This is a genomic window from Polynucleobacter sp. MWH-UH35A, from assembly GCF_018687075.1.
GTDB lineage: Bacteria > Pseudomonadota > Gammaproteobacteria > Burkholderiales > Burkholderiaceae > Polynucleobacter.
In genome coordinates, this window is the sequence record NZ_CP061285.1 from 1,905,869 (window position 1) to 1,923,895 (window position 18,027).

Below are 18,027 nucleotides of genomic sequence, written 5' to 3' on the forward strand. Positions count from 1 at the left end.
CAATAAGTCGGGGTGTATTACTCCTCTTTTCTTGCTTGCTACTCTTCTTTTTGGATCTGCACAATCTTGAAATGCATTGTTACCCAAATCAAGATTAAGACTGGGGCGCCAATGATGGCAGTGCCATAAAAGAATGCTTGATACCCAAAGTGATCGACAAACACGCCCGAGAACCCTGCCAACCATTTGGGCAAGAGCAGCATCATCGAACTAAACAAAGCGTACTGAGTGGCTGAGTAGCGAATGTTGGTCAGCGATGACAAGAAAGCAATGAAGGCGGCGCTAGCAATACCCGAACTTAAGTTATCAGCAGAAATCACCCAAATCAAACCATGTAAATCATGGCCTTGGGTTGCTAGCCACGCAAACAATAAGTTACTGACAGCCGAGAGAACTGCGCCCACAAAAAGAATTCGGAGAACGCCAAAGCGGAGTGTGAGTACACCACCAACAAAAGCGCCGACCAAAGTCATCACTACACCAAACACTTTACTTACAGCAGCAACCTCATCCTTGGTGTAGCCCATGTCTACATAAAATGGGTTGGCCATAATGCCCATCACCACATCGCTAATGCGGTAGACGGCTATCAAAGACAAAATCAGAACTGCATGCCAACGATAGCGCGTAATAAATTCTGCAAAAGGCTCAACCAAGGTTTGATAGAGCCATGCTTTGGCAGTCCGCACCTTTGCTAACTCATACTTCACGGGCTCTTTGCTTAATAGGGTTGTCATTACACCAACGCCAATAGAAGCTGCCATACAAAGATAGGCAAATTGCCATGCGCCGGCATCGTAACCACTACCCGTTTCAGCACGAGCAGCAAGCCATAGAACCCCAGCACCAGCCCAAATGAGAGCGAGTCGATAACCAGTTTGATAGGTTGCTGCTAACGCTGCTTGATGATCGCTAGTGGCTGACTCAATTCGAAATGCATCCAAAGCAATGTCTTGAGTGGCTGATCCAAAAGCTACCAAAAGCGCACACCAAACAATCGAATTGAGTGCAAGCTTAGGATCCAATGTCGACATGCCGACTAGACCCAAAATAATGAGTGCTTGGGCAAAGAGCAACCAACTACGGCGGCGGCCAAATAATTTTGTTAGTAGCGGGATTTGCACACGATCTACCAGCGGCGCCCACATCCACTTAAAAGCATAAATTAATCCGACCCAGGTTAAGTAACCAATCGTACTGCGGTCTATTCCAGCTTCACGCAACCAAAAACTGAGCGTGCCCAAGATAAGCAACAAAGGCAGTCCTGCAGAGAAACCCAAGAACAACATGCGCAAACAAGGCCACTCGAGATAAACCCGAAAGTCTTTTATCCAAGATTGGACTGCAGTTAACACCTTTGTTTTTATACCCTAGGCGCGACGGATACGGAATAAGGCAAGACTGCCAAAAAGATTTGGCAATAAGGTAACCCGGCGACCTTCATGCAAGATACATTGATCGAGCACCTTGAGGCCCAAGCTTGAAGCCAACTTTTCGAAGTCAGCAACCGTTAGAACACGGACGTTTGGAGTGTTGTACCACTGATAAGGCAGGCTTTTAGAAACTGGCATGCGACCCAAACCAACAGCAAGGCGATGCGACCAGTGGCCAAAATTTGGGAAAGAGATAACAGACTCTTTGCCTACGCGCACTACTTCACGCAAAATTTTCTCAGTCTGATGAATGGTTTGCAATGTTTGCGATAGCACAACCGTATCAAAACTGTTGTCTTCAAAAAGAGCCAATCCTCCTTCTAAATCTTGCTGAATGACATTTAAACCTTTTTGCACACAAGACAGTACGCGTGCATCATCAATCTCAACACCATAGGTATGAACTGGTTTTTGCTTTTGCAAAAATTCTAGGAAGCTACCATCACCACAGCCAAGATCTAACACTTGGGTATTAGGTGCAATCCAATTGGCTATAGCGGCAAAATCAGCGCGCTTATTAAAATTAGTCATGCTTGGCCTCACGCATTTGCATAAAGTAGGCCCTAACCAAATTGTGATAACGCGCATCGTCCAGCAAGAATGCATCGTGACCGTGTGGCGCATCAATCTCCGCATAAGTAACTTCACTCTTATTACTCAACAAAGACTGAACAATTTCGCGACTGCGATTGGGTGGAAAACGCCAATCCGTTGAAAAGCTCACTACTAAAAACTTGGCTTGAACCTCTGCAAGGGCGCGATTTAAACTGCCATCGCAGCGACGAGCAGGATCAAAATAATCCAAGGCTCGTGTAATAAGCAAATAGGTATTGGCATCAAAATAAGTTGAAAACTTATCGCCCTGATGACGCAAATAGCTCTCAACCTCAAACTCAACATCAAAGCTGAAGCGATAGTCGTTGGACTCACCATTGGGGCGCTGCAACTCACGCCCAAATTTTTCTGCCATATCGTCGTCAGATAAATACGTGATGTGGCCAACCATACGGGCCAACCGCAAACCACGCTTGGGCACTACGCCGTGCTCATAATAGTTGCCACCATGAAAATCTGGGTCCGACAAAATAGCATTGCGCGCCACTTCATTAAATGCAATATTTTGCGCGCTAAGCTTTGGTGTAGATGCAATCACTACGCAATGGTCTATGCGCTTCGGAAATTGGATAGCCCAAGCCAAAGCCTGCATACCACCTAAACTACCGCCCATCACCGCAGCGAACTTCCGTATACCCAGCTTATCGGCCAAGCGAGCCTGCGTATTTACCCAATCCTCAACAGTAACGACAGGAAAGTCTGCGCCATAAGGCTTGCCAGTTTCCGGGTTAATGCTCATGGGCCCAGTCGAACCAAAGCAGGAACCCAAATTATTTACGCCAATTACAAAGAAGTGATTAGTGTCTACTGGCTTACCTGGGCCAATCATGTTGTCCCACCAACCAATATCTTCTGGATCTTCAGGGCTTGGGCCCGCTACATGATGAGAGGCATTCAGCGCATGACAAACCAATACGGCATTACTTTTATCAGCGTTGAGTTTGCCGTAGGTTTCAATGACTAAGTCATAACCAGACAACATGGCGCCACTCTGCAAAGGCAGGGGCTCGGCAAAATGAATGGTGTTTCTAGAAAGGTGTAGCTCGCTCATTCTGACAAGAGAAGACGCAAACTAACATCGGAGGCTTCTGTCGGCAACTTCTTAAATCCGCTACGGGCAAAGCGATGCCAACGGCCCAAAACAAAACTCATCAACATGGCAGCTCGGATGCTGACTTCTTCTTGACCCAGATTTGCCCAGTTACCACCTTGAGTTTGAGCAATACGCAGAGCCTGCTTAAGAGATGCCTCGACACGATCTAGCACCTGAGTAATGCGCTCTTGTAAACGATCATCTTCTTGTAACAAAGCATCGCCCAATAAAACACGGGTCATACCAGGATTTTTTTCAGCAAAGAATAAAAGCATTTGCAAAATGCCGCGCGCCTGAGCGAGGCCAGACTCTTCTTTTTGATTGATTTGATTAATCAATCCAAAAACCGTTTGCTCAATAAAAGAAATGAGGCCTTCAAACATCTGCGCTTTACTTGCAAAATGACGGTACAGGGCTGCTTCTGAGACCTCGATCTTAGCTGCTAAAGCCGCAGTGGTAACGCGTTCACCCTTGGGGTTTTGCAACATCTCCGCAAGCACTTGCAGAATCTGCAAGCGACGCTCGCCAGGACGAGGACGCTTGCGAGCTTTACCAGCGTCAGCATTGCTGTCGTTAATATCTGCTGGCTCTGTAGGTTCGCGCATGCTGATTTACTTATCTAGAACGGATCATCGTCCCGAACGCTTGCTCGGTCAGAATTTCTAACAATAAAGAATGTTCAATACGGCCATCGATGATGTGCACTGAATTCACGCCGCTCTTAGCAGCATCTAGTGCAGAAGAAATCTTAGGCAACATACCGCCAGAAATAGTGCCATCCGCAAAAAGTGCATCAATTTCTCGCGCAGTTAAGTCTGTCAACAGCTTGCCGTCCTTATCCATCACACCAGGAATATTGGTCATCATGACCAATTTCTCTGCGTGGAGAATTTCGGCCATCTTGCCGGCGACTAAGTCTGCATTAATGTTGTATGCCTGACCCTCAGCGCTAAAGCCGATTGGAGAGATCACCGGAATAAACGCATCATCTTGCAAGGCTTTAACGACCGCAGGGTTAATAGCTTCAATTTCACCAACAAAACCGATGTCTACTTTTTTTCCTGGCTCTGAGTCGCTAGGAATCATCATTTTCTTAGCGTGGATCAAGCCGCCATCTTTACCGGTTAAGCCAACCGCCTGGCCACCAAAGTGGTTAATCAACATCACAATATCTTGCTGTACTTCGCCACCGAGAACCCACTCCACAACTTCCATGGTTTCTTCGTCGGTTACGCGCATACCCTGAATAAAGGTTCCGGTCTTGCCAATTTTCTTGAGGGCTTCATCGATTTGTGGTCCACCACCATGAACCACCACTGGATTCATACCGACCAATTTCAACAAAATCACGTCGCGCGCAAAACTTTCTTTGAGGCGCTCTTCGACCATGGCGTTTCCACCATACTTAATCACAATAGTCTTGCCGTGATAAGCGCGAATATAAGGTAGCGCTTCGGCAAGAATCTCTGCCTTTAATAAAGGTGAGATATCACTTAGAGTTGGCAAATGCTTAGTCATTACAAGTCTGATTTATTCGCCAAATAATTTTTGGCGGAGTTCGCGACGCTCTTGAGCTTCAAGAGATAAATTGGCTGTAGGCCTTGCAATTAAACGGTTCAGGCCGATTGGCTCGCCTGTTTCTTCGCACCAACCATAGTCACCAGACTCAATACGCGCTAATGCTTGCTCTACTTTTTTGAGCAGCTTACGCTCGCGGTCGCGTGTGCGTAATTCCAATGCATGCTCTTCTTCGATGGTTGCACGATCAGCAGGATCGGGAACCAAAATGTTTTCACGCAGATGCTCCGTTGTCTCGGATGCATTCTTCAAAATGTCATCTTTAAGAGTAAGCAGTTTTTGACGGAAAAAATCCAACTGCGCAGCATTCATGTAGTCCTTGTCGGACATCTTGAGAAGTTCTGCCTCAGTGAGTGGAGCACCTTTTGCAACTTTAGTGCTCGCAGCCTTGCTTCCTGCTTTTGCAGCAGTTGCTGGTTTTGTTGCTGTTTTTACCGTCATCTCATTCTTTCCTGATTTGAAGCATTATTGCCTCATTCTGCCAAACTTTTATTACCCTCGAATCAATATTTCTCAATATTCATAATATCGACCGTGGCGGCGGATTGTACCCGAATCTCCCTAAGCCAAACATCCCTCAAGCCCAGCCAATAGGGTGTCCTTAGGTAAATCGATGCCTATAAAGACCATGCGGGTTTGCTTGGGTTCTGCACCCCATGGACCAGCTAAATCGCTGCCCATCATCTGATGAACGCCCTGAAACACCACTTTACGAGGGCTTCCCTTAACATAGAGGACGCCTTTATAGCGCAGCATCTTCTCGCCAAAGACCTCCAAAATGCCCCCAAGGAAGTCCTCCAACTTTTTGTGATCAAAGGGTTTATCACTACGAAAAACGAAGGATTGGATACGATCTGTATGGCCTGCGTGACCATGGTGGTGATCATGACTATGATCGTGGCCACACGTGCTGTGATCATGATCATGGCTGTGGTCATGACCGCAATTGGCATGATCGTGGTCATCCTGCTCCAAGAAGTGCGGATCAATATCCAACTTGGCATTGAGATTGAAGCCCTTCAGATCCAAGACTGCATTTAAAGACACCACGCCTTTAGAAATGCCAGCAATAGGCGCCCTTGGGTTCATATGCATTAAGCGATTGCGCAAGGCATCCACCTCAGCAGAGCCGACCAAATCTGTTTTGGTAATAAAGATTTGATCTGCAAAGCCAACCTGACGCTGCGCTTCTTCGTGCTCGTTGAGTTGCTGCTGACCATGTTTGGCATCTACTAGAGTAACCACGGCATCCAAAACATAATGGTCTGCAACATCATCATCCATAAAGAATGTCTGGGCTACAGGGCCAGGATTAGCTACGCCCGTGGTTTCAATTACCACACGATCAAAACTAATCTTTTTATCTTTGCGCTGTTCCCATAATGCATTGAGCGCTTCAACAAGATCGCCGCGAATGGTGCAGCAAATGCAGCCATTACTCATTTGCACAATGTTCTCTTGGTTGTCTTGCACCAAGATATCGTTATCAATGTTTTCTTCGCCGAATTCATTCTCGATCACCGCAATTTTTTTACCATGCTCCTCAGTGAGAATGTGTTTAAGCAAAGTAGTTTTTCCGCTTCCCAAGAAGCCTGTCAAAATCGTTACCGGAATTAATGCCATGGATGATCCAATCAAAATCTAAAAGCTAACAATTCCCAAAGTGGGAAACCTTCTATCTTACCGAGTTCCTTAGTCTTTGCCAGCCTTTGCGCGCGGATGCGCTTTATCGTATGCCTGAGCTAGGTGCTGAAAATCTAAGGACGTATAAATCTGGGTACTAGCGATGCTGGCATGCCCCAACATCTCCTGTACTGCACGTAAATCTTGCGAGGATTGCAGTACATGACTTGCAAAACTGTGCCGCATCATATGGGGGTGCACATGGGTTGGTAAACCAGCACGCATCGCTAAAGTGCGTAATCTTGCTTGCACAGTGCGTGGCGATAGTCGCTTGCCTGTGGTTGATAAAAACAGGGCCATTGATTCTTCGGCATAGCTACCAGCATCACGCAGCTCTCGCCATGCAGTAAGCGACTTCATCGCTGGTACACCAACCGGTACTGAACGTCGTTTACCGCCCTTACCTAAAACCGTTACCTCGGCAGCATCCCAATCTAACCAGCCAGCAGATTCATGCTGGCGATCTTTGCTTTGCATCACATCAATGCCGAGAAGCTCCGATAGACGCAAGCCTGAGGAATACAGTAAATCAATAATCGCCGCATCGCGGATCGACTCCAAATCTTTCTTTTCTTCAGCTTCTTTGACGGCTTGATTTACGAGGGCCAGCGCTTGCTCAACGGATAGCGCCTTAGGCAAGGACTTCAATCGCTTGGGCGCCTTCACATCATCCACCGGATTGGCAATCAGATTGCTGGTGACCTTGCCTGCACGCGCATCACGCCTCGCATCTTTCTCAGTAAGCCAGTCATACCAACCGCGCCATGCTGACAGCGCCCTTGCAATACTTCTCGCAGATTTGCCTTTGGAATGCAAGCGTCCGGCCCAACGACGTACATGACCATTGCTGACTTTTAATAATTCAATGGAGTCTTCAAGTGCAAAATTTTGGAGGTCGCTGAGATCCATGCCATATGCTTTGAGTGTATGCGGCGAGAGTTGACGCAACACATGCAACTCATGCAAATACTCTTGCATGAGGGGATGAAGTTCAGTCGCCTTTAATTTCATAAGCCTGGATACGATCCAAAGCTGCAGCAGTGAGTTCGGCGATCTGACGCAAATAGAAAGCGCCCATATCAGCAGTAAAACGTGACTCATCTCTACTTGCTAGCAATAACACCGCCGGCGATTGAGTGGAGCCAATACTCTTACCCAAAGGCAGGCCAATAGCCACCATACTTTGCCATTCTGGATCGATGGTTGTTTGGCTAGCTAATAGTGCCACGCTAGCGGCAGCCAACTCTTTTGCTGAGCCACATAGGGGTGTATCCACCCAAGGGCCAAAAGCAGAATTAGGAGCAAGCAATTGCGCAGACTCCACTTCAAACACTTCAGCAAGACCAGAGGTAATTGCCGCCTCTACATCAGACTTATTATTTGCCTTCATCAGGCGCAATAACCAAGCAACTAAACTTTGTTGGGTTTTATCGTTACGACTACCAAAGTGCAACATCTCACTTAAGCGACGATTGAGTTCTTGATTTTGTGTACGCAACACCGTCATCTGACGCTCTTGCAAAGAGATCGCGCGATCTTCATGTGGGTGCTTAATACGAATCTCATTTAAGAGATCGGCATAGCGCTCGAAAAAACCTGGGGTTACCCGTAACCACTCGGCAACCAATTCTTCTTGCTCAGCTTGTTTTGGATCGATTGCACTCATGAATTTCTTTCTCTAATGACTTTTTTATTTACTTGTTTTATAGACTTAGTTAGCCAAGTTTTTTACGCAAGAGCTCATTCACCTGGCCAGGATTAGCCTTGCCTTGTGAGGCCTTCATGATCTGACCGACTAGGGCATTAAAAGCCTTCTCTTTACCAGAGCGAAACTCTTCAGCAGACTTCTGGTTGGCGGCCAATACTTGATCGATGATGGCTTCAATAGCACCGCTATCACTAATTTGTTTCAAGCCTTTGGCATCAATGACTTGATCAACCGTGCTGATGGCCTTGCCTGCAATAGCTTCTTCCCACAGAATCGCAAAGATATCCTTGGCAATCTTATTGGAGATGGTGCCGTCTGCGACGCGAGTCAACAAGGGCGCCAAATGCCCAGCCTGTAGTGGTGCATCTGCCGTTGCAATACCTGCACGGTTTAAGGATGAAGCAAACTCACCAGCAATTAAATTAGCGGCTGCTTTAGCCAAAGGCTTGCCAACAATGGCCAACAACTCTTCAAATACTTTTGCAGTATCACGATCTTGAGTGAGCAACTGCGCATCGTATGCGCTCAAACCAAATTCGCTTTGCCATTGCTCACGCAATTGTGCAGGCAGTGCCGGCATCTTGCTGCGCACATCCGCAATCCATGCATCGTCTATTACCACTGGCAACAAGTCAGGATCGGGGAAGTAGCGGTAGTCGTTCGCATCTTCTTTGCTGCGCATGCTGCGTGTTTCACCGCGATCAGGATCGTATAAGCGGGTTTCTTGAACGACAGTGCCCCCGTCTTCGATCAATTCAATTTGGCGGCGCACTTCATACTGAATGGCCTCTTCCAGAAAGCGGAAAGAATTCAAGTTTTTGATTTCGCAACGAGTACCAAATTCAACCTGGCCTTTGGGGCGAACGGATACGTTTGCATCACAGCGGAAAGAGCCTTCTTGCATATTGCCGTCACAAACCCCCAACCAAACCACCAGGCTATGTAAGGCCTTGGCATAGGCTACCGCTTCGGCCGCACTACGCATGACTGGCTCGGTCACAATCTCGAGGAGTGGTGTGCCGGCGCGGTTTAAGTCTATGCCACTAGACGGTTCGCCATGGGGACCAATGAAGCCTTCTTCGTGAACTGATTTACCAGCATCCTCTTCCATATGGGCGCGAGTGAGTTCAACCACCTTCACCTCATCGCCAACTAGGATTTCTACTTGACCGCCGACTACTACCGGGATCTCCATCTGGCTAATTTGATAGCCCTTTGGCAAATCAGGATAGAAGTAATTCTTGCGCGCAAAAATACTTGCTGGAGAAATCTTTGCATTCACCGCCAAACCAAAACGAATGGCATGCTCTACTGCTTGACGATTCAATACTGGCAATACTCCAGGTAAAGCCAGATCGACTGCACATGCTTGAGTATTTGGCTGCGCACCAAAACGTGTGCTTGCGCCACTAAAAATCTTAGACTGCGTTTGTAATTGTGCGTGGGTCTCTAGACCAATAACGACTTCCCATTGCATCATGCCACCTCACTTGCTGGGCGCAAATGCCAATCACTGGCTTGCTGATATTGATGAGCCACTTGCAACAAGCGCGCTTCCGAAAAGTAATTACCGATAAGCTGCATACCAATAGGTAGATTGCTTGCATTAAATCCACAAGGAACGCTCATAGCTGGCAAGCCTGCTAAGTTAGTAGACAGGGTGTAAATATCCTCTAAATACATTTGCACTGGATCTTTTGACTTCTCACCCAAACGCCAGGCCACATCAGGGGCTACAGGGCCTAAGATGACATCGCACTGCTTAAACGCCGCCTGAAAATCCGCAGCAATAATACGACGTATCTTTTGCGCTTGCAGATAGTAGGCATCGTAATAGCCATGACATAGAACGTAGGTGCCAATCATGATGCGGCGCTTCACTTCTGCACCAAAACCTTCGGTGCGTGATTTCGCATACATATCATTAAGATCACGATATTCATTGGCGCGGTATCCGTAACGCACACCATCAAAGCGACTCAAATTACTAGATGCTTCTGCTGGCGCTAATACGTAATACACCGGAATAGATAACTTGGTTTTAGGCAAACTCACTTCAACTAATGTCGCACCCAAGCTCTCTAAAAGCTTGGCAGCTTCATTAACGGATTTAGCAACATCACTTGCTAAACCTTCGGCAAAGAATTCTTTTGGTAAGCCAACACGCAAACCTTCCAATGGTTTTGCAGGATTTGTGTTGCCTTCTTTCCAAGCTTGATTCAGGTAACGACCATAGTCCTCTCCTGAATCAGCCAAAGAAGTGGAGTCACGCGGATCATGTGAAGACATCGCCGACAAGAGAAGCGAGCAATCTTCAGCCGTCTTACCCATGGGCCCCGCTTGATCGAGTGAAGAGGCGTAGGCAATCATGCCGTAACGGGAAACGCGCCCATAACTAGGCTTAATGCCAGTTAATCCACAAAATGCTGCTGGCTGACGTATGGAGCCGCCGGTATCCGTTCCGGTAGCAATCGGCGCCAAGCCAGCTGCTACCGCTGCAGCTGAACCGCCGGATGACCCACCTGCTACGTGAGCGACATTCCAAGGATTTAAAACCGGTCCAAAAGCAGAGTTTTCATTAGAGGAGCCCATGGCGAACTCATCCATATTGGTTTTACCCAAACAAACCATTCCAGCACCATGGGGATTGTGTTCATCTGGAATTCCCAGATTAGCAACTACTGTGGCATCAAAAGGACTTTGATATTCAGACAATATTTTGGATGCCGCAGTCGACTTCCAGCCCCGCGTTACAAAGACATCCTTGTGGGCAATGGGGATACCCGTTAACTTTCCGAACTTTCCTGATGAAATTAGCTGATCTGCTTTATTTGCTTGCTCTAAGCTTAAGTGAGCATTCACATCAAGATAGGCATTCCACTGTTTTCCAGCCTCAATACGGTCCAAAAAGTACTGGGTCAGCTCAGCACTGGAGACCTCTTTTGCGGCAAGCGCTTTTGCCATTAAGGCGATAGAGGTGTTATGCCAACTCATTCGATCACCCTCGGAACTAGGAAATAGCCATCCTGCTGCGCAGGGGCTGACTGCATGTTTTCAGCGCGATGGTCCGACTCGGTAACTTGGTCAACTCTCATTGGTTGGGTCAAATCACGCAAAAAGAGGATAGGGTGAGCTAAAGGCTCAAGGCCCGTTGTGTCGACAGCCTGCATCTCCTCAACCAAGGAAAAAATGGCCTGCAATTGAGGCAAAACTGCCTCAGCTTCTGCCTGATTTAACTCAAGCCTAGAAAGGTGCGCAATGCGCTGGACATCATCAAGTTTCATAGGTCGCTAGAGTATCATTCCTATATATTTTTTTATTAACACTTTCTATTTTCCCACTACATCATGTTTGGTTTTTTCCGCAACTACTTTTCCAATGACCTAGCCATCGACCTAGGAACCGCAAACACCTTAATTTATATGCGTGAGCGGGGTATTGTCCTTGATGAACCCTCTGTTGTGGCAATTCGACAAGAAGGCGGTCCAAACGGCAAAAAGACCATTTTGGCCGTCGGCAAAGAAGCAAAAGCGATGTTAGGACGAGTTCCGGGAAATATTGAGGCAATTCGCCCAATGAAAGATGGTGTGATTGCCGACTTCACGATTACCGAACAAATGCTCAAGCAATTTATTAAGCTTGTGCACGAAAGTAAACTATTAAAGCCAAGCCCACGCATCATCATTTGCGTTCCTTGTGGATCTACTCAAGTTGAACGTCGTGCGATTCGTGAGTCTGCCTTAGGTGCTGGTGCATCACAAGTATTTTTAATTGAAGAACCGATGGCTGCCGCAATTGGTTCTGGCTTGCCAGTTTCCGAAGCAGCTGGTTCAATGGTTGTCGACATCGGTGGTGGCACAACTGAAGTTGGCATGATGTCATTGGGCGGTATGGTTTACAAAGGCTCCGTTCGTGTTGGCGGCGACAAGTTTGATGAAGCTATTACAAATTACATCCGTCGCAATTACGGCATGTTGATTGGCGAACAAACTGCTGAGTTGATTAAGAAGACAATTGGTTCCGCTTTCCCTGGCGCTGAAGTGCGCGAGATGGAAGTAAAAGGTCGCAATCTTTCCGAAGGTATTCCACGGAGTTTCACTGTTACTAGCAATGAAATTCTTGAGGCATTAACAGACCCACTGAATCAAATCGTGACTGCAGTTAAAGCGGCTCTCGAGCAGATTCCACCTGAGTTGGCGTCTGACATTGCCGAGCGGGGCATGATGCTAACGGGTGGTGGCGCCTTATTGCGCGACCTAGACCGTCTTTTATTGGAAGAAACTGGCTTGCCAATTCATGTTGCTGAAGATCCTTTAACTTGCGTGGCTCGTGGTTGCGGGATCGCACTCGAGCGCATGGATAAGTTAGGCGGAGTGTTCTCGCACGAGTAAGCGACATACACGTCGATCAGGGAATTGCAACATAGCGCTCCACCACTTTTCAGACAGGGCATTCCGGCCTTACTTAAACTGATTGTCTGTCTGTCGATCAGCATCGCTCTGATGCTGATCGATTTTCGTTTCAAAGCACTCGATCCCATCCGCAACAACGTCAATTGGATTTTGCGTCCACTTGAATACGCCATGATAGCGCCACGTAATGCATTTGAGGCAACCTCAGAATACTTCACGACAAGAGCAACTCTTGATCAAGAAAACCAAGTAATGAAAGTGCGTCAAGCTGAGCTTTCATTGCTAGCAAACCAATCTGAATTTCTGATGGTGGAAAACCAAAACTTGCGCGAGCTCATGGCCTTGCAAAAGCAAGTGCCATTTAAAACATTGCCAGTTGAAATTCTGTTTAATCCACCCAATCCCATCTCTCAGCGCATCGTGATTAATCGCGGCAGCGATGACGGACTCAAGCTTGGCAACCCAATTGCCAATGACTCTGGCATCTTGGGGCAGGTAGTTCGCCTTTATGAGCGCTCGGCTGAGGTTTCCTTGCTGGAGGACCGTGATTTTGCAGTCCCAGTACAGGTGGCTCGCAACGGCTTACGTGCCGCCGTTTTCGGGGCTGGGCGCGGCAACCCCTTGGAGCTGCGCTATTTACCGGTAGCTAGCGACCTAGAGGTGGGCGATATTTTGCTGACCTCCGGGATTGATGGCGTTTACCCCCCAGGCTTTGCGGTTGCCGTCATTAGCAAAATCGAGCGTAACGTCGACAAGAACTCTTCAAACGTATTCTGCGTCCCAGTAGCCGCAGTCAATCGCTATCGCCAAGCGCTTGCGCTTTTGTATGACCCCAAGTTTGATGCGAAAGCGCCAACCATTAACAACAAATCTGCTTCTGGCGCGCCTTTAACTAATACGCCAGGCAGACGCCAAACTCGCGCGCGAGGAATGCAATGATCGATTTCCAGAGCGGCTATATTTTGCGCCCGGTAAATCCGGCATTTATTTACTTCAGCTTGTTTTGTGCGCTGCTATTAAATTTATTGCCGATTGGCAATTATGGTTGGGTACCAGATTGGCTCATTCTGTGCATTGTGTTTTGGAATATTCATCAACATCGCTACGTCAATGTGATTACCGCATTCATCTTTGGATTGATGATGGATGTACACAACTCAGATTTGTTGGGCTTACACGCATTTAGCTATTCACTAGTTGCTTATGTAGCCATCTCTTGGCATCGACGTATTGTGGCCCTCACGGTGCTTTTACAAGCATTACATCTTCTGCCTATTTTCTTATTGGTGTCACTATTCCCCGTGCTGGCCCATTGGCTACTGAGTGGCGAGCTCTATTGGTGGGCCCTAACAGGCGCAATACAGGCCTTGATTGAAGCCATACTCTGGCCTTTAGCTACTCGCGTTCTGCTTGCGCCGCAGCGCCGTCCTATAGATGTTGACCATAATCGACCACTATAAGAAGCAAGATGGTTTCTTTTAAAAAGCCGGATCTCGATTCATTCCAAGAGCGCATTCATATTGCGACTCTTTTTGTCACGTTTTGTTTTTTTCTTCTGATTACCCGACTGGTATGGTTGCAACTGGTTAGTCATGGCAAATACGCCTTACTCGCAGAAAGTAATCGCTTTGCACTAGTTCCCGCTCCAGCAAATAGGGGTCTTTTAATTGATCGCAATGGCATCGTCATTGGTCGAAATTATTCTGCCCTCACCCTAGACGTCAATGCTGAAGAGGTAAAGGGGAATGTAGACCAACTCATCAACGATCTTTCTGAAATTATTGATATTTCCCCTCGAGATCGTCGTAATTTCAAGCGCTCACTAGAAGATTCCCGAAATATGGGCACTTTTCCGCTGCGCTCCATGCTCAATGAGACCGAAACAGCCCGCTTTATGGCCAATCGCTACCGTTTTCCTGGAGTCGAGATTCGCGCTAGAAACTTTCGAGAGTACCCATACAACGAATTAGCATCCCATCTGATTGGTTATATTGGCCGCGTTTCTCAGAAAGACAAAGAGCGCATGCAGGCAGAAATTGAGGGTGCTAAAGCGGATGATCCCGATGCTTTACAGGCCTCATTTTTGCCAGGCATTCAGTATGTTGGCAAGATTGGTTTAGAGCAAAGTTATGAAACTGTTTTGCGTGGCGTTCCTGGATATGATCAAGTAGAAATTACTGCGGGCGGCAAACCTGTGCGCACTCTTTCTAGCTCACCATCTGTGCCCGGCAAAAATGTTGTTCTATCAGTGGATATCAAGTTGCAATACTTGGTAGAACAACTGTATGGCAATTTCCGTGGTGCATTTGTAGCAATTGATCCCGAGACAGGCGATGTCTTGGCGTTTGTTTCTAAGCCCAACTTCAACCCAAATGATTTTGTTGAGGGTATTGATTCAGTTACCTGGAAAGAGCTCAACGACTCTCCGCAAAAACCGCTTTACAACCGCCCACTCAAAGGCATCTATCCACCAGGTTCAACTTACAAACCTTTTATGGCGCTTGCTGCTTTAGAAAATAAAAAGCGCACACCATCACAAACTATTTCCGATCCAGGTTACTTTGACTTTGGTAACCACACCTTCCGCGATGATAAAAAAGGTGGTCATGGCATTGTTGATATGCAAAAGTCCATTGTTGAATCTTGTGACACTTACTACTACATGTTAGCGCGTGATATGGGCGTCAACATGATTGCCGATTTCATGAAGCCTCTTGGCTTTGGTCAAATTACTGGCATTGATTTACAAGGCGAAGCTAGAGGCGTTCTTCCATCAACAGAGTGGAAGAAAAATACTTTCAAAAAGCCTGAGCAGCAAAAGTGGTACGAAGGTGAAACGATTTCATTAGGCATTGGTCAAGGTTATAACGCATTTACCATCCTGCAATTAGCACATGCAATGGCAAACGTAGCTAACAATGGCATCGTCATGAAGCCCCACCTGGTTAAAGCAATTGAAGACCCATTTACGCGCAATAGAGTGCTCACCACTCCAAAAGAAAGTTATCGCATCGATCTCAATGCGGACAATATTGAAGTCATCAAGAAGGCAATGCTTGAGGTAAACAATTCAGGTACATCTGCCGCCGCATTTAAAGGAACTGGATATCAAGTTGGCGGCAAGACTGGAACCGCACAAGTATTTAGCTTGAATTCCAAAGAATACAAACATGGTGCCACTGCAGAATTTTTACGTGACCATGCTTTGTATATTGCTTTTGCGCCAGTGGAGAAGCCAACCATTGTGATTGCAATGGTCGTAGAGAATGCGGGCTTTGGTGCGCAGTATGCTGCTCCGATTGCACGCAAAGCATTAGACTTTTACATAGAGGGCAAGTGGCCTAAGGAGATTCCAGAATGGAAAAGAGCCCCTTAATTAAAGTAAAAGGCCTTTTCTTTGGCATCTTTGCTGGCTTAGACCGCCAGCTAGGCCTTATTCTGCTTGGCTTGGCGGCCGTTGGCTTTTTTACTTTTTTATCTGCTAGTCAAAATACGCCCGTACAAATTGCGGATGAGTTTCGCAATCTCGTACTGTCGTTTGTAATGATGTGGCTTGTCTCTCGTATTCCACCAAAGTGGCTGGAGATGAGTGCCGTTTGGATTTATGGGCTTGGTGTTGCTCTTTTAATTGCAGTAGCCGCATTTGGATTAATTAAAAAAGGTGCGCGTCGTTGGCTTAATGCTGGCATAGTGATTCAGCCATCCGAGATTATGAAAATTGCGATGCCGCTGATGCTTGCTTGGTACTTTCAAAAACGTGAGGGTATCCAAAAATCCTGGGACTACGGCGTTGCCGCAATCATCTTAGCGATTCCCGTTTTTTTAATTGCTCGCCAACCAGACTTGGGCACTGCGCTACTTGTTTTTGCCGCAGGGATGTATGTCATTATTTTGGCGGGGCTACCCTGGAAGTGGATCCTTCCATTTGTAGGGCTGGGTGTTATTGGCATTTTATTAATCATTGTTTTTGGCGGAACTATTTGTGCTCATGATGTGGTTTGGCCATTTGTTCATGACTACCAAAAACATCGCATCTGCACTTTGCTTGATCCCACTAGCGACCCGTTGGGAAAAGGGTTTCACACGATTCAATCAATGATTGCCATTGGCTCTGGTGGCTTCTTTGGCAAAGGCTGGTTCCAAGGAACTCAAGCACACCTGGAATTCATTCCAGAAAAACATACCGACTTTGTGTTTGCCGTTTTTTCAGAAGAGTTTGGTCTATTGGGTAACTTAGTATTACTAGCACTTTTCTTCGCATTGATTAAAAGAGGTCTGGCCATCTCTGCAAGCGCGCCAAATTTATTCACGCGATTACTGGGTGCAGCAGTAACTTTAATTTTCTTTACCTATGCATTCGTAAATATCGGCATGGTAAGCGGCTTATTGCCAGTAGTTGGGGTCCCGCTGCCATTTATTAGTTATGGAGGTACTGCCCTTGTAACTCTAGGATTTGGGGCGGGCATACTGATGAGCATTCATCGTCATCGCCGATTAGTACAAAGCTAATTAAAAAAGATGTGGTAGTTTTGTTTGCTGAGATTATTGAGGAAATAAAAAAGCCCGGCATGCCGGGCTTTTTTATCAACAAAGGAAGAATTACTTCTTACGCTTGTTAACTGAATCTTTAAATGCTTTACCAGCAGAAAACTTAACAGTTTTTGCGGCAGCGATTTTGAGTGGCTCGCCAGTTTTTGGGTTACGGCCCATACGTGCAGCACGTTTGCCAGAAGCGAAAGTACCAAAGCCGATCAGTTGTACTGAGTCACCTTTAGTAACAGCTTTGATGATTGTCTCGATAGCTGAATTCAATGCGAATTCAGCTTTGGCTTTAGAAATCTCAGCGTCGTCAGCAATCGCTGCGATTAGTTCGGCTTTGTTCAAGTGAAGCTCCTTATAGATATTGATGTCAGCGCACATTACGCTTACATGATTTTAACCACAAAAAATTACAAAAATAAAGTTGCGTTACAGCAATTTTTTACTACGACTACAAATTACTCATCCAAAACGGTGATGTCAGAAACAAAATACTCAGTATCGCCAAAACAAGTTGTTGGTAGGCCAATGTGTTGCTCGTACTTTAAGGCAACTTTTTTGCCTAAATTAGCATTTATTTTTTGCGCTAGAGCATCATCTCGCACCGTAAAGAGGAATTTTTCAGACATCGTGCCCGGCATAGAAACCATCGCCAATTCCCCTTCCCAGGTTTTGCATATATACCCACGATTGGAGAATTTCTGTACATATCCTGCCCGCTCACCACTGCCATAGCTCCAAGTTAGCATTCCCCATGTATAGACCGAAATACCCACTAACCCAATTAAAACAAGGCTTAAGAGCCACTTTATAAAGCTATTCATCAGAATTTCCTTGATAAATCTACACACAAACCCTTAGCGGGTGCTGATATTTTCTTTCAGCAGTATATGAGCATCCTAATGGAAGAAATAGTCTATTTAGCGGTGACAGACAAATTAAAATAACTAGAATTACCTCACTTAG

19 protein-coding genes are annotated in these 18,027 nt (G+C 46.5%); 5 read left to right on the top strand and 14 right to left on the bottom strand.

All coding sequences use genetic code 11. From position 1 onward, the window contains the following. Positions 1–38: 38 nt before the first annotated feature. The 12 genes from ICV36_RS09890 to gatC all read right to left on the bottom strand — a co-directional run bounded on the left by ICV36_RS09890 (position 39) and on the right by gatC (position 11,394). On the bottom strand, positions 39–1,355 hold the full coding sequence (locus ICV36_RS09890) for an MFS transporter (protein ID WP_305848870.1): 1,317 nt from the start codon (positions 1,353–1,355) through the stop codon (positions 39–41). A 15-nt stretch (positions 1,356–1,370) separates the two neighbouring features. Next, on the bottom strand, positions 1,371–1,964 hold the full coding sequence (metW, locus tag ICV36_RS09895) for a methionine biosynthesis protein MetW (RefSeq protein ID WP_215400508.1): 594 nt from the start codon (positions 1,962–1,964) through the stop codon (positions 1,371–1,373). Beyond that, a complete protein-coding gene (locus tag ICV36_RS09900) occupies positions 1,957–3,099 on the bottom strand; it encodes a homoserine O-acetyltransferase (protein ID WP_215400509.1) in 1,143 nt (380 codons plus the stop codon). The genes metW and ICV36_RS09900 overlap by 8 nt, the downstream gene beginning before the upstream one ends. Then, complete coding sequence (gene slmA / locus ICV36_RS09905; RefSeq protein WP_215400510.1) at positions 3,096–3,746, bottom strand: nucleoid occlusion factor SlmA; 651 nt, start codon at positions 3,744–3,746, stop codon at positions 3,096–3,098. Before slmA ends, ICV36_RS09900 begins: the two co-directional genes overlap by 4 nt. Before the next feature lie 10 nt (positions 3,747–3,756). Further along, positions 3,757–4,659, bottom strand: a complete 903-nt coding sequence (gene argB, locus ICV36_RS09910) for an acetylglutamate kinase (RefSeq protein ID WP_215400511.1) — start codon at positions 4,657–4,659, stop codon at positions 3,757–3,759. A gap of 12 nt (positions 4,660–4,671) precedes the next feature. Next, a complete protein-coding gene (gene dksA / locus ICV36_RS09915; protein WP_050747259.1) occupies positions 4,672–5,049 on the bottom strand; it encodes an RNA polymerase-binding protein DksA in 378 nt (125 codons plus the stop codon). Positions 5,050–5,280: 231 nt separating this feature from the next. Then, positions 5,281–6,342: a GTP-binding protein gene (locus tag ICV36_RS09920; protein WP_215400512.1), complete on the bottom strand. Its 1,062-nt coding sequence runs from the start codon at positions 6,340–6,342 to the stop codon at positions 5,281–5,283. Between the two features lie 69 nt (positions 6,343–6,411). Beyond that, positions 6,412–7,413 (bottom strand): tyrosine recombinase XerC, encoded by a 1,002-nt coding sequence (locus ICV36_RS09925; RefSeq protein WP_215400513.1) that lies wholly within the window; start codon positions 7,411–7,413, stop codon positions 6,412–6,414. Further along, positions 7,394–8,068, bottom strand: coding sequence for a DUF484 family protein (locus ICV36_RS09930; RefSeq protein ID WP_215400514.1), 675 nt, complete (start codon positions 8,066–8,068; stop codon positions 7,394–7,396). The genes ICV36_RS09925 and ICV36_RS09930 overlap by 20 nt, the downstream gene beginning before the upstream one ends. Positions 8,069–8,117: 49 nt before the next feature. After that, the gene (gatB, locus tag ICV36_RS09935; protein WP_215400515.1) at positions 8,118–9,590 is read right to left on the bottom strand and encodes an Asp-tRNA(Asn)/Glu-tRNA(Gln) amidotransferase subunit GatB; all 1,473 of its coding nucleotides are present in this window, start codon (positions 9,588–9,590) and stop codon (positions 8,118–8,120) included. Further along, positions 9,587–11,104, bottom strand: coding sequence for an Asp-tRNA(Asn)/Glu-tRNA(Gln) amidotransferase subunit GatA (gene gatA, locus ICV36_RS09940; protein ID WP_215400516.1), 1,518 nt, complete (start codon positions 11,102–11,104; stop codon positions 9,587–9,589). The genes gatB and gatA overlap by 4 nt, the downstream gene beginning before the upstream one ends. Next, complete coding sequence (gatC, locus tag ICV36_RS09945) at positions 11,101–11,394, bottom strand: Asp-tRNA(Asn)/Glu-tRNA(Gln) amidotransferase subunit GatC (protein WP_215400517.1); 294 nt, start codon at positions 11,392–11,394, stop codon at positions 11,101–11,103. Before gatC ends, gatA begins: the two co-directional genes overlap by 4 nt. A 63-nt stretch (positions 11,395–11,457) precedes the next feature. Between gatC and ICV36_RS09950 the strand changes: the two genes are divergently transcribed. Genes ICV36_RS09950 through rodA form a run of 5 tightly spaced genes read left to right on the top strand, consistent with a single transcriptional unit; the run spans position 11,458 to position 17,031 of the window. Then, on the top strand, positions 11,458–12,501 hold the full coding sequence (locus tag ICV36_RS09950) for a rod shape-determining protein (RefSeq protein WP_215400518.1): 1,044 nt from the start codon (positions 11,458–11,460) through the stop codon (positions 12,499–12,501). A 24-nt stretch (positions 12,502–12,525) separates the two neighbouring features. After that, a complete protein-coding gene (gene mreC / locus ICV36_RS09955) occupies positions 12,526–13,461 on the top strand; it encodes a rod shape-determining protein MreC (protein WP_215400519.1) in 936 nt (311 codons plus the stop codon). Next, on the top strand, positions 13,458–13,982 hold the full coding sequence (gene mreD, locus ICV36_RS09960; protein WP_215400520.1) for a rod shape-determining protein MreD: 525 nt from the start codon (positions 13,458–13,460) through the stop codon (positions 13,980–13,982). Before mreC ends, mreD begins: the two co-directional genes overlap by 4 nt. 8 nt (positions 13,983–13,990) lie before the next feature. Continuing rightward, positions 13,991–15,898 (top strand): penicillin-binding protein 2, encoded by a 1,908-nt coding sequence (gene mrdA, locus ICV36_RS09965; RefSeq protein ID WP_215400521.1) that lies wholly within the window; start codon positions 13,991–13,993, stop codon positions 15,896–15,898. Beyond that, positions 15,880–17,031: a rod shape-determining protein RodA gene (gene rodA, locus ICV36_RS09970; protein WP_215400522.1), complete on the top strand. Its 1,152-nt coding sequence runs from the start codon at positions 15,880–15,882 to the stop codon at positions 17,029–17,031. The genes mrdA and rodA overlap by 19 nt, the downstream gene beginning before the upstream one ends. A 90-nt stretch (positions 17,032–17,121) precedes the next feature. Here the strand turns inward: rodA and ICV36_RS09975 are convergent, their stop codons facing one another. Both ICV36_RS09975 and ICV36_RS09980 read right to left on the bottom strand, forming a co-directional pair. Further along, on the bottom strand, positions 17,122–17,442 hold the full coding sequence (locus ICV36_RS09975; RefSeq protein WP_150114176.1) for an HU family DNA-binding protein: 321 nt from the start codon (positions 17,440–17,442) through the stop codon (positions 17,122–17,124). A 77-nt stretch (positions 17,443–17,519) separates the two neighbouring features. Beyond that, on the bottom strand, positions 17,520–17,885 hold the full coding sequence (locus ICV36_RS09980) for a hypothetical protein (protein WP_215400523.1): 366 nt from the start codon (positions 17,883–17,885) through the stop codon (positions 17,520–17,522). Positions 17,886–18,027 lie beyond the last annotated feature (142 nt).